The organism is Rhodococcus koreensis (assembly GCF_900105905.1).
Taxonomy (GTDB): Bacteria; Actinomycetota; Actinomycetes; order Mycobacteriales; family Mycobacteriaceae; genus Rhodococcus_F; species Rhodococcus_F koreensis.
Genome location: NZ_FNSV01000005.1, coordinates 4,325,281 through 4,339,469, shown reverse-complemented (window position 1 = coordinate 4,339,469; position 14,189 = coordinate 4,325,281). Strand labels below are relative to the sequence as shown.

Below are 14,189 nucleotides of genomic sequence, written 5' to 3'. Positions count from 1 at the left end.
CGGGTGGTCGCGGAGCGGATCAGCGCCCCGGACGGGACTGCTTGTGGTCGCCGAACGGCTCGTCGCGTTCGCGGACGGCCTCACGGAATCCGGCGGTGGCCGAGCGCAATTGGAACGCATACCCCTCGCGGGTGTGCCGGGACATCCCGTCGAAGACGGTGCCCACCATCGTCGAGTTGGCGACGCCCTGCGCGAGCAGCGCGCTGTTCAGCGCGAGTTTGACCATCATCAGCTGGTTGATCGGCATCTGCGCGATCCGCTCGACGAGGTCCTCGGTGCGGCGGTCGAGTTCGTCCGCGGGCGCCGACTCCACGGCGAGACCCCACTCGGCCGCCTGCCGTCCGGTGATGCAGTCGCCGGTGAGGAGGAGTCGTTTCGCCCGCTGGTCGCCGAGGCGGTGCGCCCACATGCCGGCCGCCGGCACACCCCACACCCGGGTCGGGGGATAGCCGATCTTCGTGTCGTCCGCGGCGACGATCTGGTCGCAGTACAGCGCGATGTCGGTGCCGCCCGCCACGCAGAATCCGTGGATCTTCGCGACGGTCGGCTTGTTCGCGTGCAGCAGGCTCGCGAAGCCACGGTTGAACCGGCTCATCATCGCGTAGTCGGCCATCGGATCCCAGTTGGCGAACGGATTGTGGTTGCGTGCCTGCACGATCGGATCGAGGACGGTGCCCGTCGTCTCGCCCGGTCGTTCGCCGCTGCCGCCGCTGTTCTCCGCGAAGACGCCCAGGTCGTATCCGCCGCAAAATCCTTTACCGCGCCCCGACAGCAGGATCACGTGCACGCGCGGGTCGAGGTCGGCGCGTTCCACGGTGGCGGCGAGCTCCACGGGAGTGTCGGCGGTGATCGCGTTGCCGTGCTCCGGCCGGTCGAACGTGATCCGGGCGATGCGTCCGGTCACCTCGTAGCTGAGGGTCCGGTACTCCGGCTCGTCGGCCCGGTCCGGTTCACGACCCGCGAACAGGGAGTCTGCGCCCTCGTCCCAGCCGTCGCGCCAGGCCGCCGGGCGGGTGCCGGCGTGGTCGGTCATGACCCCACCTTGGGGGTGGCGCGGTCGATGATGGCGGCGGTGTCGACGCCGGTCGGCAGTGTGCCGAACACGGTGCCCCAGTCGCCGGACAGCCGGCTGACGCAGAACGCGTCGGCCACCGCCGGGTGCCCGTGGCGGACGAGCAGCGAACCCTGGAGGGCGACCGCCATGTCGCCGACGATTCGCCGCGCCCGGTGCTCGAGCGTGTCGAGGTCGCCGAAACTCGCCTTCAGATCCGTGACGGCGGCGTCGAGTCGCGCGTCGGCGCCGGCGGTCGCGCCGAGTTCGTCGAAGAACACCTGAAGCGTCTCCGGCTGTTTGGCCATCGCGCGCAGGGTGTCCAGGGCGGCGACGTTGCCGGAGCCCTCCCACACCGACAGCAGGGGCGCCTCCCGGTACAGTCGCGGCATCCGGGATTCCTCCACGTACCCGTTGCCGCCCAGGCATTCCAGGGCCTCGGCGGCATGGATCGGCCCGCGCTTGCAGACGAAATACTTGCTGACCGACAGCGAGATGCGGCGGAGCGTGTTCGCGTGCTCGTCGCCCGCGGTCGCCCGGTCGGTCAGCGCGGCCAGCCACAGGGCGACGGTCGTAGCCGCCTCCGACTCGACGGCGAGGTCGGCGAGCACGTTCCGCATCAGCGGCTGATCCACCAGGTGGGCGCCGAACGCGCTCCGGTGCACGGCGTGATGTGCGGCCTGCGCCGTGCCGACCCGCATGCCGGTGGACGTGCCGATGGTGCAGTCGAGGCGGGTCATGTTGACCATCTCGATGATCGTCGGAACCCCGCGACCTTCCTCGCCGACGAGCCAGGCAACGGCCTCGTCGTACTCGACCTCGCTGCTGGCGTTGGAGTGGTTGCCGAGCTTGTCCTTGAGGCGCTGCAGGTGCATTCGGTTGCGGGTCCCGTCCGGCAGGACTCTGGGCAGGAAGAAGCACGACAGTCCGCCGGGTGCCTGGGCGAGCACCAGGAACACGTCGGACATCGGCGCCGACGTGAACCACTTGTGCCCGGTCAGCAGGTAGCTGCCATCGGACTGCGGCACGGCCCGGGTGGTGCCCGCGCGGACGTCGGAGCCGCCCTGCTTCTCCGTCATCGACATCCCGGCGATCAGCCCGGCCTTCGTCAGCGGAGGATGCAGCGCGGGATCGTAGACCCGGGCGGTGAGCAACGGTTCGTATCGTTCCGCCAGCTCACGGTTGTGCCGGAGGGCGGGGACGACGGCATACGTCATGGAGATCGGGCAGCCGTGGCCGGCGTCGACCTGGCCCCACACCGCCATCTTCGCGGCCCGTACCAGGTGGGCGCGCGGGTGCGGGTCGGCCCACGGTGCGCCGTGCAGGCCCATCTCGACGGCGGTGGTCATCAGCTGGTGGTAGGCCGGGTCGTACTCGACCTCGTCGATTCGGTGGCCGTAGCGGTCGTGGGTGCGCAGGACGGGAGGGTGCGCCTCGGCGAGGTCGCCCCAGCGCTGCGCCTCCTCGCTCCCGGCGAGGCGTCCGACGTCGTGCAATTCTTCGAGCGCGTCGTGGGCGCCTTCGCGTTGCAGCGCTTCGAGGATCGGTGCGTAATCGGCGGCGTCGAAATTGATCAGCGGCGGCACCTGGTTGACGACCTCGTGTGTGGCACTCATGTCGGGCTCCCGAGGGATCGAAGGGTGAACGTGAGCAGGGCGGGGATGATCGCGGCGTCGGCGGCGCCGCGGGCGAGGGGCAGGATCAGTGCTTCGCCGATGGCGCCGACGATGCAGGCGGCCGTGACCGACGCGTCCTGGTCCGGGATCTCCCCGGCCTCGACGGCGCCGGCGATCGCCACCGCGAGGGCGTCGCGGAACGATTCGCGGAACAGCAGGCGCTCCGTGTCGACCTGCGGGTCGACGGGTTCCACGAGCAGTGCGTACGCCAGGGTGGGTGCGCGCAGCGCGCGTTCGGCGAACGTGGCGACGGAGGCGGAAACGGCGGCGACGCAACGACCCTCGTCGGCACGGGCGGTGTTACCGGATTCGACGGCGGCGCTCACCTCGCGACTGCAGACGATGCGGAACACTTCCGCGAACAGTTCGCCCTTGTTCGAGAAGTGCCGGTAGACGGTGCCGGTGCCGACGCCGGCCTCCGCGGCGACCGCGGAGATCGAGCATCCGGCGTAACCGTCGCGGGCGATCAGCCCGATCGCGGAGTCGATGAGGGTGGTGCGGAGAGCGTCCAGGCGTTCCTGGACGGCGGGTGTGCGCCGGTAGGCCATACCCAAGAAGTGAACACCCGTTCCGTTCTTGCGTCAAGGGTGCTAGCGTCGGCTACACCGGCGAGGAAAGGCGCATGCGATGACTTCCGATTTGGTACTCGTCCGCAAGGACGGCCCGGTCACGACGATCAGCCTGAATCGGCCCGAAGTCCGCAACGCGGTCGACCGGCCCACCGCCGAGGCGCTCGCCGACGCCTTCCGCGCCTTCGACGCTGACGAGGCCGCGTCCGTCGCGGTGCTGCACGGCGAGGGCGGAACATTTTGCGGGGGAGCGGATCTCAAGGCGATCAGTTCCGGGACCGGGAATCGGGTGGCGCCCGACGGCGACGCACCGATGGGCATCTCCCGAATGCGGTTGTCGAAACCGGTGATCGCCGCGATCGACGGGCACGCGGTGGCAGGCGGACTCGAACTCGCGTTGTGGGCCGACCTGCGGGTCGCCGGTGCGGACGCCGTCCTCGGAGTGTTCTGCCGACGCTGGGGCGTGCCGCTCATCGACGGCGGCACCGTCCGCCTGCCGCGGCTCATCGGGGAGAGCCGCGCGATGGACCTCGTCCTCACCGGGCGGCCCGTCGACGCCGACGAGGCCCTGAGCATGGGGCTGATCAACCGGAAGGTCGCGGCGGGGGAGGCACTCACCGCAGCCCGGCAACTGGCCACCGAGATCGCCGGCCTGCCCCAGATGTGCCTGCGGCAGGACCGGTTGTCGCTGCTGGAGCAGTCGGGGCTCACCGAGGATCAGGCCCTGCTGAACGAATTCCGGCACGGCGCAATCTCGCTGGCCAACGGAATGATCGAGGGCGCCGCGCGCTTCGCCGCCGGGGCAGGCAGGCACGGGGATGCTGCGCCCGTGAGTACTTCTTAACCGCCCGTGGTTAACAAGTACTCACGGGCGGTGGCATGGAGCGCATACCTGCTCGCGCTGACCGTCACGATCTTCACGCTGGGGCTGCCCACCGACCGCATCTACCAGGCGACGTGGATCGTCGCGGGCCTGATCGCGTTCACGATCGACCGGCCGTGGCGGGACCATGTGCGGGTCGTGTGGGACTGGTTGCCGCTCATCGCTGCCCTCGTCGTCTACGACCTCAGCCGGGGTGTCGCCCACCACCTCGGGATGCCCGTGCGGGCGCAGGAACTGGTGACCGTGGAGAGCTGGCTCTTCGGTGGCACGATTCCCACCGTGTGGTTGCAGGAGACTCTGCTGCCTCCGACGGGTGAGCTGCCGTGGTGGACTCTGCTCACGGGGATCGTCTACACCAGTCACTTCCTCGTGCCGTGGGTGCTCGCGGCCGTCTTCTACGTGTATTCGCGCGACGTGTGGTCGGGGTACATGCGTCGGGTGCTGCTGTTGTCGTACCTCGGGCTGGTCACGTACATTCTGCTTCCGTCCGTGCCGCCGTGGCTGGCCGCCGAGGGGGACGTGATCTCCGGCAGCGTGGGTCGCGTCGCGGGCTTCGGATTCGGTGTCGTTCCCATGGATGTCAGCACGCGGTGGCTGGAGGCGCAGAGCAATCCGGTCGCCGCGCTGCCGTCGCTGCACGCCGCGTTCGCGCTGCTGGTGGCGGTCGCGTTGTGGCCGTTCGCGAAGAATCTGTGGTCGCGCGTGCTGCTGGCGGCGTACCCGGTCGCCATGGCGTTCGTCCTGGTCTACGGCGGCGAGCACTACGTCGTGGACGTGCTGGCGGGATGGGCGTATCTGGGGCTGGCGATCCTCCTGGCGCGGGCGTGGGAGTCCCACACGACGACGTTGCCTGGCCGAGATCTCACCGTCGGCCACCCGAGGCGTCGCTGGTGACCGACACCTCGTCGAGCGTGGTGCGGAGGAACGGCAGGATGCGCTTGACGATCGCCTCGTTGTACACGACCGGTTGCTGGTTCGGGTTCGCGTGGCCGGTTCCGTCGAGTTTCGCCACCAGCAGTGCGCCGTCGGTCCCACCGGACTGTTCGACGAGGATCTTCTGCGTGTAGTCGACGTCGACCACCGGATCCTTCCAGCCCGCGCGGGGACGCACGAAGACGATCCCCGGTCGCGGTTTGTCGTCCGACTCCACCGCCAGCGACTTCAGGTTGTCGATGGCGCCGGACGCGACGATCGTCTTGAACTGCGATTCGATCAGCCCGTTGCTCGCGACGTCCTCCGACAGGACCTTCTCGGTGAGGACCTCGTCGAGGACGTCGCGGAATTCGTCGACGTCGACGTGCGGATACCAGTCCGACTTCGTGTCGAGGAATCTGCTCTGCCGGGCCGCGGTCTCCACCAGCACGCGCATGGTCCGGCTCTCCCGCGCGCCGGGCAGCCAGCCGATCCACCGCAGCATGTCTTCGCCGCTGTCCCGGCTCCCGGCCCGGACGGCGTGCAGGTCCACCGGGGTGCAGTCGAGCACCACGCCGATGAGGTTGGCGTCGGTGTCCTCATAGATGTGCTGTGCCACCTCCAGCGCGACGACGCCGCCCATGCTGTGCCCGGACAGGACGACGTTGTCGATCCCTTCGTCGGCTGCGCGGGCGGCGATCAGTTCGCTGATCACCTTGGTGTCGATACCGCCGTTGTCGTACTGGACCGCCCAGACCCGCCCGATGCCGCCGTACGAGGACAGTGTCCTGGCCGTGTCGGTGGCGTCCTTGTTGCCGAGGCCGACGAGGTCGACGACGGCGGTGTCGTGGTCGGTGGGCGACTGCGCGTCGTACACCTCGTGGATCTGCGGCTGGGTCAGTGCGAGCCGCTGGCGTTCGGGTTGGACGTCGTGGACCCAGTACTGGCCGCCGGCAAGGAGCAGGGGAACGGTCCCGAGCGCGACCGCGGCGAGGAAGCGCCTGGTGCGACCGAATTTCTGCCACCGGTGACCGAGCCGTGTCGCGTGCAGTCGCGCCTTGCGGCGGTCGTTGCTCCAGTCGGCCACGGTGGACGGATGGCGTGTCACTCTCTCCGGCATCTACTCCGAGGGTACGCGTGGCGGCTCCGCCGCCCGTGAGTACTTGTCAACCGCCCGACGTTGACAAGTACTCACGGCGGAAGCGGCTGGAATCCGGGCAGAGCGCGGCGACCGGGGCGACGTCGGACGCGTAGTCGACGTCGCGGAGCGTCGGCAGCGACAGCACCTCGGCGCCGGCCGCGAGCAGTGCCGCTCGGGTGAGGCGCCCGGTGTCCGGACTCGACGTGGGAACGGAGAGTATCGCCCGCGCCGAAACCGCATCGGGCACACCGAGAATCCACCACCCGCCGTCCTCCGCGAGCCCGAGGGCGCATCGGCCCCGCCGCTCGGTGAGGAGGTCCGCCGAGTCGGCGAGCAGTCCCGCCGTCACTTGTGGTGTGTCCATTCCGATCTGGAGAATCGGCAGTCCGAAATGGCCGAACGTGTCGGCGTGGGCGTTCACCAACCGCTCCGCGAAACTCTCACCCCGCTGCGGCACCACGGTGAAACTGCTCAGCGTCGCGGCGATGTCGCTGCCCCGGACCGCGCGGGCGAGGTCGCCGGTCATCGCCACCACCCGCTGCGCCACCCCGGCCCCGGCGACGGCGTCGAGCGTGTCCAGCAGCGAGGCGGCGGCGAGGCCGGCGGCCCTTGTGTCGCCGACGTCCCGCGCCAGCCGGGTTTTCGCGAAGCCGGGCACTGGAGCCTTCGCGACGACGAGGACGGCGACGTCGAGGGTCACCCGATCACCTTCCAGAAGTCGTGGACGGCGACGACGGTGCCCTTCAGCGAACCCGACACCTTCGACGTGCCCGCGGTGCGCGGGCGATACGTGACGTCCTGCTCCACGACCCGCCAGTGGGCGCGGCCCGCGAGCACGAGAAGCTGCAGTGGGTAGCCGGACCTGCGGTCGTCGACCCCCAGATCGAGAAGGTCCTGCCTGCGTACGGCTCTCATCGCACCGAGGTCGTGGATCGGCAGCCCGTACCGGCGCCGGAGCCGGGCAGCGAGGACGGCGTTGCCGATCCTGCTGTGCAGCGGCCACGTTCCCCGTCGCCGCCCTACGGCGAGGTCGGCGCCCGAGTCCAGGGCGGCGACCAGCCGGGGGAGTTCACCCGGATCCATCGAGCCGTCGCCGTCCAGCACGCAGACGGCCATGGTCTGCGCCGCCAGCACCCCGGCGTGCACGGCCGAACCGTATCCCGGGACGGGCTCCCGCACCACCGACGCTCCGTGTGCCACCGCGACCGCGGCGGTGTCGTCGGTGGAGTTGTTGTCCACCACCACTGTCCGGTAATCGGGCGGCACCGCGGCCAGTACTCCGGGCAGGGAACCGGCCTCGTTCATGCACGGGATCACGACGGTGACGTCCCGCGGAGAGATCGGCGCGCGCTCAGACACGGGGAGGTCCCGCCGGCGCGGCATCCCTCAGGGGTGCATACGCGAACGCCGCGATCCCCTCGGCGGGCAGGATCTGCGCCCGGAACCCCAGCCGCTCCCGGGCCAGCCGGGGGTCGGCGACGATGTGCCGCACGTCGCCGGGACGGTACTCGCCGGTGACGACGGGTTCGGACCCTCCGTACGAACGCGCGAGCGTCGCGGCCACCTCGCCGATCGTGATCGGTTGTCCCGAACACACATTGAACGCCGAGAAACCCGGCAACGCCGCCTCGATCGCGGCCACGTTCGCCGCCGCGACGTCGTGGACGTGCACGAAATCCCGCGTCTGCCTGCCGTCCTCGAACACGCGCGGAGGGTCGCCGTTCTCGAGGGCGGAGCGGAACATCGCGGCCACCCCGGAGTACGGGGTGTTGCGCGGCATGTGGTCGCCGTACACGTTGTGGTAGCGCAGCGCCGTCACGGAACCGCCGGTGGCCAGTGCCCAGGCGAGGGCGTAGTGCTCCTGGGCCACCTTGGCCGCGGCGTAGAGACTCCGCGGCCGCAGCGGCGAATTCTCCTCCACGAGCGCCCACTCCAGGGGCTCACCCGTGCCGGGGTCCGTCTCGTCGAAGATCCCCGCCTCGAGGTCCTCGGCCCGCCGGGGTGCCGGCTCCACGAACTCGCCCCGGCTGTTGCGATACCGGCCCGCCCCGTAGACGACCATCGACGACGCGAGTATCAGCCGCCGGCAACCCGACTCGTGCATCGCGGCGAGCAGCGTCGCCGTGCCGAGATCGTTGTGACTGGCATAGGCCGGGGCGTCGCTCACATCCACGCCGGCGCCGACGACGGCAGCCTGATGACACACCACGTCCACACCCCTCAGCAATTCGGTCAGGGCTGGCAGGTCGCGCACGTCGGCACGCCGCACACCGTCCGGGGGTTCGGCGCCGGCGCCGTGCGCGGACGGAAGCAGTGCGTCGACGGCGACGACGTCGTGACCGGCCCCGGTCAGTGCGGTGCGGACGTGGCCGCCGATGAATCCGGCTGCGCCCGTGAGCAGTACGCGTGTTGCCGTCATGGCAACTCGATCGGCAGGATCACACCCTCGTGGACCCGGCAGGCGTCGCAGGGTCCGTCGGGGGCGGCGGCGATCGCGGACCGGACCAACGTCTTCAGTGAACCGAGGTTGCGCTGGAACTCGGCGAACACGTCCACGGCCCGCACCCCGTCGCCGGTCTCGATTCCCGCATCGAGATCGGTGACCAAAGCGATGGTGGCATAGCACATCTCGAGCTCCCGGGCGAGTACCGCCTCGGGATGGCCCGTCATGTTGACGAGGGTCCAGCCCTGCCGGGCGAACCACAGGCTCTCGGCCCGGGTCGAGAACCGTGGTCCCTCGACCACCACCAGCACACCGCCCTCGACGGTGCCCGGCCGGGCGGCGGCCTTGCGCAGGTCGGCGCAGTACGGGTCGGCGAACTGGACGTGCACGCCGCCGCCGTCGAAGTACGTCTGCGCGCGGCCGCTGGTGCGGTCGACCAGCTGGTCCGGCACGACCATCGTGCCCGGTCCCAGGTCCGGGGTGAGGCTGCCGGCGGCGCAGGGTGCGAACACCCGCTGCACGCCCAGCGTGCGCAGCGCCCACAGGTTCGCGCGGTACGGGATGGTGTGGGGAGCGAATTCGTGCCTTGCTCCGTGGCGGGGGAGGAACGCCACCGTCCTGCCGTCCACGTCGCCGACCGTGATCGGGGCGCTGGGGCGGCCGTGCGGAGTGTCGATCGTGACTTCCATGGCTCCCTCGTCGAAGAACGAGTAGAAGCCGCTTCCCCCGATCACGGCGACGTCCGCGCGGACCGGGTCGTGTGAACTCGTTGCGGTCATACGCTCTATCCTCCGTCGTTATGCTGGGCGCGAGTGCGACTTTCGTCGAAGGAGATGACGTCATCGGATCCCCACAGCGCACCGGCGAGCGGAATTTCCTCTACCGCGACTTCGCCGGCGCCGGGCTCGCCCTGGTCCTCGTGGTGGTTGCGTTCGTCGTCCCGTACCTGGGGAACGAGACGATCACCCCCATCGTCAACCGGACGGTGGAGAGTGTGCGGGATTTCGCGGACGCCGCGCCGCTGTTCGGGTTCCGCGACGTGCATTTCGGGTGGGGCAGCCCGGTCGCCGTCGTCGTCGCGGCGGCGGTCGTGGTGTGGGGCCGCGGGCTGGCGCAGACGCTGTCGTGGCGGCGCCTCACGGTCGGGGTGTGGCTCGGGTCCGCCCTGTGGGCGATGGCGCTCGCACTGGTCGACGGCTGGCAGCGCGGGTTCGTCGACCGCCTGACCTCCACCGACGAGTACCTGCACGACGTCCCCGCTGTCACGGACATCCCGGCGACGCTGCGGGGCTTCGCCGACCGGATCCTGGACCTGCAGCCCGATTCGTGGACCACCCACGTGTCGGGGCACCCGCCCGGTGCGCTCTTGACCTTCATCTGGCTCGACCGGATCGGACTCGACGGCGGCGCGTGGGCGTCCACGCTGTGCGTCACGGTCGGGTCGAGTGCCGGCGCCGCCGTGATCGTCGCCGTCCGGGCGCTCGGTGACGAGGCGACGGCCCGGCGCGCGGCCCCGTTCCTCGTGCTCGCACCCGCCGCGATCTGGGTGGCGGTGTCGGCGGACGCGCTGTTCGCCGGCGTGGTGGCGTGGGGGATCGCCCTGCTGGCGCTGTCGGCGACCCGCGCCGTTCCGGTCCCCGCGCTCGTCGCCGTGGCCGCAGGGGTGCTGCTCGGATTCGGCGTCTACCTCAGCTACGGGCTCACCCTGATGGCGATTCCCGCGGTCGCCGTCCTGGTGATCGCGCGCACGGCCCGGCCGCTGGCCGGCGCACTGGTCGGCGCGCTCGCGGTGGCCGCCGTGTTCACGCTGTGCGGATTCTGGTGGTTCGACGGCTACCAGTTGGTGCAGGAACGGTACTACCAGGGCATCGCGTCGGACCGCCCCTTCGCCTACTGGGGCTGGGCCAACTTCGCGTCGCTGATCTGCGCGGTCGGGTTGGCGGTGCCCGCCGCACTGCCCCGGACGTTCGCCTGGTCGCGGGTGCGGGCGCTGTCGCCGGTTCCCGTTCTGGCGGCCGCCGCGCTCCTCGCGGTGGTGATCGCCGACCTGAGCGCGCTGAGCAAGGCGGAGACCGAGCGGATCTGGTTGCCGTTCGAATGGTGGCTCCTCTCCGCCCCCGCACTCCTGCCGCGCGGAAGCCATCGGTTCTGGCTCGCGGTGCAGGCCGCCGGTGCGCTGGCCGTCAACCATCTGCTGTTCACGAACTGGTGACGGCCGGCGCATCCGGGTAGCCGTTCGACGGCCTACAGTCACTTGGTCGCGATCGTGATGGTGGCGATCCCGACCAGCAGCCCCGGCGTGACGGTGTCGGTCTTGAACGTCTGGTTCAGCAGACCGGCGGCGTCCGCCGAGATCTTGACCTCGGTGCCCTGCAGGATCGCCGTGTCGTTCGGTCCGGTCTGCAGAGGCTTCAGCGTGCGGCCGTTGAGATCGAACAGCACCGCGTCGGTTGCCGCGGGTGAACCGTTGACGCTCACGTCGCCGGTGAGGAGCGACGTGCCCGGATCGATCGCGAAATCGGTGAGTTCGACCACGGTTCCGGGCGCCGCCAGCGACAATCCGCTGCCGTCGTGCATGATCTCGCCCTGCACGTAGGGGTCGACCGTGCCCGGCTCCCAGTACTTCACGTTGCCGCCGGTGATCGGGAAGCTGACCGATCCGTCGGCGAGGGTTGCCGTGCCCACCACTCCGGGTGTGAGGCCGAGCGTCGTCAGCGCCCCGGTGAAGCCGGGATCGAGAGCGACGGCGGTACTCACCCCGGTCAGGTTGTCGACCTGGGCGACGGGTGCGGGCTGGGAGGATGCTGCTGCGCTCATATTCGAGGATGCACTCGAATCATTGCTCGAGCACGCCGCGAGCGGGGTCAGTGCCAGGGCGCCGATGGCCGCTGCTGCGAGTGCTTTTCGATAGTTCGACATGATGATCAAACAACCTTTCCGGAGGAAGGGGTGGTGGGTGGATGTTCACTAGGTATTCGGCGCTACTTCCCCGGCGGATGGGAGCTCTTACGCCCATTCCATCCGCGCGAAGTGCCGATTCGCATGCTGCAGAACATCGATCACCCGCAGCCCGGCCACGCGCGCGACCTCGGACACGGCGGCCACGCCCACGCTCGCCCAGGCGAACCAGTCTCCGACGAGATGCTCCGTCTCCCAGCGCAGGAGTTCACGGCGCACCCCCGCCGTGGTCGGCGGATCCACCTCGGCGATCACAATTCCGTTCGGTTGCAACAGCTCTCGTGCGCGGCTGAGCACGCGAACGGGTTCGCCGCCGATGCCGATGTTGCCGTCGGCGAGCAGCACGCGGTCCCAGTTCCCCGACCGCGGCAGCGGCGCGAAGATGTCCCGATGCAACGCGACGCCGCCGCGGCGGATCGTGAGTTGCACTGCCGTGAAGGATGAATCGACGCCCAGCGCTGTGACACCGGCGGACACGAGCGCCGCGGTGAGCCGGCCCGGACCGCATCCGAGATCGACGGTGGCGCCGTGACACGCCGCCAGCATCACACGGTCGGCGATCCGATCGGCGAGCGAAGCCGAGTCGCCGCCCATCCACCGGTCGAGCGGCAGGGCGCGCCGCGTTCCCCGCGCATCACGCACCCAGCACGGGAGCCCCGCCGACGCCCGCCGCAGCAGGAGGTCCGTGGACATCCCGCTCTTCCTCATGGTCGGCTCACCGCGCCGTCGTCGTTGCGGGACAGCGCGAGTCGGGTGGCGTAGGTGAGAGCGGAGAGCGCGAAGAACGCGGCACTGAGCAGCAGCCAGCGGTCGAGATACGGTTCCTGCGTCAACCCTGTTGCCGCAAGATATGCGTCGGCGCCCTGCTCGATGATCCCCGGCAGGAACAGCAGCAGCGTCAGCCCGGATGCGAGCGCCGGCACGCGAATGTAGTTCAGCGCCGGAACCGTCCGGGACCGTGGGCGTCTCCGTCCCCGGACCGCGTCCAGCCCCGACGTCAAAGACCGGTCGGCGAGTGCGTACAGCGGGAACAGCACGAGGTCGTGGGCGATCACCGCACCGAGGAACCACACGGCGATCGACTTCCACCACACGTCCGGATTCCACAGATTCGGCAGACCCACCACCGAGACCGCGTACACGGCGAGTGCGAACGTGAACAGCACGGCCAGCAGATGCAGCGGGTCGGCTCCGTAGACGCGGGCGAATCGGCGCATCTCACGCCTCCCGGAATTCGATGGACTGCACCCATTTGGTGTTGTGGACGCCGGGCAGGGCGGGAACAATGATCCGGGCGGGATAGCCGTGGTCGAGGGACAGTTCCGCGCCGTTCACCTCGAGGGCGAGCAGGGCGTCGGCGTCGCGCACCTGATCGGCCGTGAGCACCGCCTGATTGAACGCCCCCGACCGCTCCAGCGACGTCACCTTCGCCGAGGCGAACGCCGTCACCCCGGCGGCGTCCGCGAGGTCACGCAGTCGCACTCCCGTCCACGTCTCGACGGTGGACCACCCCTCGACGCACGCGATCGGGAGGGACGCGGTGTGCGACGGCATCGCGCGCAGCTGACTTCGGCTCAGCTGCACCGGTTCCGCGCCACCCGCCACCGCGAGTCGCCAGGTGTCGTCCGTCTGTTCCGGGGTGATCTGCGCGGCCGCGGCCGTCCGGTTGATCTGAAAGTCGTTGGGGCCGTTGCCGTACGAGCGACCGCGCGGCAGCAGCAGCGCGGCGCCCCGCAGGAATCCGCCGGTGGTCTGCCCGACCGACAGCACCGCGACGAGCGCGGCGCCGCCACCGACGAGGGCGAGGGCGCCGCGCCTGCTGATCGTGGCCGGGGTGGGGTCCTCGGCCACGAGGCCGTTCTCGTCCGCCGGTTCGGGCCGGGTGTCGGCGCGGGACGTACGCAGCACTTCCCGGAACGACCGGGACCGCAGCGACCGCACCATCAACGGCACCTTCAGGATCGTGTGTGTCACGAACCCGGCGATGAAGACCCACGCGCCCCAGTAGTGCGCCGTGTAGAAGTCGAAACCGAAGATGTAGTCGTACTGGATGTTCAGGACCCCGGTGATGATCTCGAACAGCGCACCGCCGACCAGGGCGATCAGCGACAGCCGTTCGAGGGCCTGCGCCGGCGACCGCACCGGTGGGAACACGAAGAGTTTGGGGATCACCGACCACAGTTTGGCGAGCACGATCGGCACCAGGATCAGTCCGAGCCCGACGTGCAGACCCTGCGTGAGCCGGTACAGCCACGACGGCCGGGTGGGCCACGCGAAGTACGGGAGGTGCAGCCAGCCGACGTCGCCGGGGCGGGCCTGCCCGAACTGGGGCCCGTACGCGATGTAGGAGAGCAGCCCCGTGACGATGACGACGGGCAGTCCGATCAGCAGTACGAGGCCGAATACCGAGGTCAACCATGGTCCGCGCAGTGGACTGCGGAGCCGTGGGCCGCGTGAATGGTCGGTCATCGTGATCAATCCCTCCGGCTCGATCGTCTCGAGCCTCAGAGGTGATTCGGTACCGCCGCCGTGCAGGACGGGTATGCCCTTCGGGCC

Annotated in this window: 15 protein-coding genes; 3 read left to right on the top strand and 12 right to left on the bottom strand. The window is 70.0% G+C overall.

Annotated elements, in window-relative coordinates; genetic code table 11:
- Positions 1 to 19: 19 nt before the first annotated feature.
- Genes BLV94_RS24315 through BLV94_RS24305 form a run of 3 tightly spaced genes read right to left on the bottom strand, consistent with a single transcriptional unit; the run spans position 20 to position 3,275 of the window.
- Positions 20 to 1,033, bottom strand: a complete 1,014-nt coding sequence (locus tag BLV94_RS24315; protein WP_072938149.1) for a crotonase/enoyl-CoA hydratase family protein — start codon at positions 1,031 to 1,033, stop codon at positions 20 to 22.
- Positions 1,030 to 2,667 carry an acyl-CoA dehydrogenase family protein gene (locus tag BLV94_RS24310; protein ID WP_072938147.1) on the bottom strand — a complete coding sequence of 546 codons (1,638 nt, stop codon included), beginning with the start codon at positions 2,665 to 2,667 and terminating at the stop codon, positions 1,030 to 1,032. Before BLV94_RS24310 ends, BLV94_RS24315 begins: the two co-directional genes overlap by 4 nt.
- On the bottom strand, positions 2,664 to 3,275 hold the full coding sequence (locus BLV94_RS24305) for a TetR/AcrR family transcriptional regulator (RefSeq protein WP_072938145.1): 612 nt from the start codon (positions 3,273 to 3,275) through the stop codon (positions 2,664 to 2,666). Before BLV94_RS24305 ends, BLV94_RS24310 begins: the two co-directional genes overlap by 4 nt.
- Positions 3,276 to 3,354: 79 nt before the next feature.
- Between BLV94_RS24305 and BLV94_RS24300 the strand changes: the two genes are divergently transcribed.
- Together BLV94_RS24300 and BLV94_RS24295 are read left to right on the top strand one after the other, a co-directional pair.
- Positions 3,355 to 4,140, top strand: a complete 786-nt coding sequence (locus tag BLV94_RS24300) for a crotonase/enoyl-CoA hydratase family protein (RefSeq protein ID WP_072938143.1) — start codon at positions 3,355 to 3,357, stop codon at positions 4,138 to 4,140.
- Between the two features lie 6 nt (positions 4,141 to 4,146).
- Positions 4,147 to 5,073, top strand: a complete 927-nt coding sequence (locus tag BLV94_RS24295) for a phosphatase PAP2 family protein (RefSeq protein WP_083395663.1) — start codon at positions 4,147 to 4,149, stop codon at positions 5,071 to 5,073.
- Here BLV94_RS24295 and BLV94_RS24290 read toward each other — a convergent pair.
- The 5 genes from BLV94_RS24290 to BLV94_RS24270 are packed head-to-tail and all read right to left on the bottom strand — an operon-like array spanning position 5,042 to position 9,454.
- Positions 5,042 to 6,211: an alpha/beta fold hydrolase gene (locus BLV94_RS24290; protein WP_072938139.1), complete on the bottom strand. Its 1,170-nt coding sequence runs from the start codon at positions 6,209 to 6,211 to the stop codon at positions 5,042 to 5,044. The two genes, BLV94_RS24295 and BLV94_RS24290, sit on opposite strands and share 32 nt — an antisense overlap.
- A gap of 46 nt (positions 6,212 to 6,257) precedes the next feature.
- Entirely contained in the window at positions 6,258 to 6,932 is a 675-nt protein-coding gene (locus BLV94_RS24285) for a TIGR04282 family arsenosugar biosynthesis glycosyltransferase (RefSeq protein WP_072938138.1), read from the bottom strand.
- Positions 6,929 to 7,615, bottom strand: coding sequence for a glycosyltransferase family 2 protein (locus BLV94_RS24280; protein WP_072938136.1), 687 nt, complete (start codon positions 7,613 to 7,615; stop codon positions 6,929 to 6,931). The genes BLV94_RS24285 and BLV94_RS24280 overlap by 4 nt, the downstream gene beginning before the upstream one ends.
- Positions 7,584 to 8,651, bottom strand: a complete 1,068-nt coding sequence (locus tag BLV94_RS24275) for an NAD-dependent epimerase/dehydratase family protein (protein WP_072938134.1) — start codon at positions 8,649 to 8,651, stop codon at positions 7,584 to 7,586. Before BLV94_RS24275 ends, BLV94_RS24280 begins: the two co-directional genes overlap by 32 nt.
- Positions 8,648 to 9,454, bottom strand: a complete 807-nt coding sequence (locus BLV94_RS24270; protein ID WP_072938133.1) for an S-methyl-5'-thioadenosine phosphorylase — start codon at positions 9,452 to 9,454, stop codon at positions 8,648 to 8,650. Before BLV94_RS24270 ends, BLV94_RS24275 begins: the two co-directional genes overlap by 4 nt.
- 20 nt (positions 9,455 to 9,474) lie before the next feature.
- Here BLV94_RS24270 and BLV94_RS24265 point away from each other — a divergent pair, with 20 nt between their 5' ends.
- A complete protein-coding gene (locus BLV94_RS24265) occupies positions 9,475 to 10,887 on the top strand; it encodes a hypothetical protein (RefSeq protein ID WP_072938131.1) in 1,413 nt (470 codons plus the stop codon).
- Between the two features lie 38 nt (positions 10,888 to 10,925).
- On the opposite strand, the gene BLV94_RS24260 is transcribed toward BLV94_RS24265, so the two are convergent.
- The 4 genes from BLV94_RS24260 to BLV94_RS24245 all read right to left on the bottom strand — a co-directional run bounded on the left by BLV94_RS24260 (position 10,926) and on the right by BLV94_RS24245 (position 14,102).
- Positions 10,926 to 11,594: a hypothetical protein gene (locus tag BLV94_RS24260; RefSeq protein WP_072938461.1), complete on the bottom strand. Its 669-nt coding sequence runs from the start codon at positions 11,592 to 11,594 to the stop codon at positions 10,926 to 10,928.
- 87 nt (positions 11,595 to 11,681) lie between these two features.
- The gene (locus tag BLV94_RS24255; RefSeq protein ID WP_244163654.1) at positions 11,682 to 12,326 is read right to left on the bottom strand and encodes a methyltransferase domain-containing protein; all 645 of its coding nucleotides are present in this window, start codon (positions 12,324 to 12,326) and stop codon (positions 11,682 to 11,684) included.
- 11 nt (positions 12,327 to 12,337) lie between these two features.
- On the bottom strand, positions 12,338 to 12,850 hold the full coding sequence (locus BLV94_RS24250) for a hypothetical protein (protein ID WP_072938128.1): 513 nt from the start codon (positions 12,848 to 12,850) through the stop codon (positions 12,338 to 12,340).
- A gap of 1 nt (position 12,851) precedes the next feature.
- Complete coding sequence (locus BLV94_RS24245; protein WP_072938458.1) at positions 12,852 to 14,102, bottom strand: molybdopterin-dependent oxidoreductase; 1,251 nt, start codon at positions 14,100 to 14,102, stop codon at positions 12,852 to 12,854.
- Positions 14,103 to 14,189: the final 87 nt, after the last annotated feature.

Bases quoted from the DNA above. Each gene is read 5' to 3' on its own strand.
- BLV94_RS24315 (WP_072938149.1), bottom strand. From the start codon at position 1,033: ATGACCGACCACGCCGGCACCCGCCCGGCGGCCTGGCGCGACGGCTGG.
- BLV94_RS24310 (WP_072938147.1), bottom strand. From the start codon at position 2,667: ATGAGTGCCACACACGAGGTCGTCAACCAGGTGCCGCCGCTGATCAAT.
- BLV94_RS24305 (WP_072938145.1), bottom strand. From the start codon at position 3,275: ATGGCCTACCGGCGCACACCCGCCGTCCAGGAACGCCTGGACGCTCTC.
- BLV94_RS24300 (WP_072938143.1), top strand. From the start codon at position 3,355: ATGACTTCCGATTTGGTACTCGTCCGCAAGGACGGCCCGGTCACGACG.
- BLV94_RS24290 (WP_072938139.1), bottom strand. From the start codon at position 6,211: ATGCCGGAGAGAGTGACACGCCATCCGTCCACCGTGGCCGACTGGAGC.
- BLV94_RS24280 (WP_072938136.1), bottom strand. From the start codon at position 7,615: ATGCCGCGCCGGCGGGACCTCCCCGTGTCTGAGCGCGCGCCGATCTCT.
- BLV94_RS24275 (WP_072938134.1), bottom strand. From the start codon at position 8,651: ATGACGGCAACACGCGTACTGCTCACGGGCGCAGCCGGATTCATCGGC.
- BLV94_RS24270 (WP_072938133.1), bottom strand. From the start codon at position 9,454: ATGACCGCAACGAGTTCACACGACCCGGTCCGCGCGGACGTCGCCGTG.
- BLV94_RS24265 (WP_072938131.1), top strand. From the start codon at position 9,475: ATGCTGGGCGCGAGTGCGACTTTCGTCGAAGGAGATGACGTCATCGGA.
- BLV94_RS24260 (WP_072938461.1), bottom strand. From the start codon at position 11,594: ATGTCGAACTATCGAAAAGCACTCGCAGCAGCGGCCATCGGCGCCCTG.
- BLV94_RS24255 (WP_244163654.1), bottom strand. From the start codon at position 12,326: ATGTCCACGGACCTCCTGCTGCGGCGGGCGTCGGCGGGGCTCCCGTGC.
- BLV94_RS24250 (WP_072938128.1), bottom strand. From the start codon at position 12,850: ATGCGCCGATTCGCCCGCGTCTACGGAGCCGACCCGCTGCATCTGCTG.
- BLV94_RS24245 (WP_072938458.1), bottom strand. From the start codon at position 14,102: ATGACCGACCATTCACGCGGCCCACGGCTCCGCAGTCCACTGCGCGGA.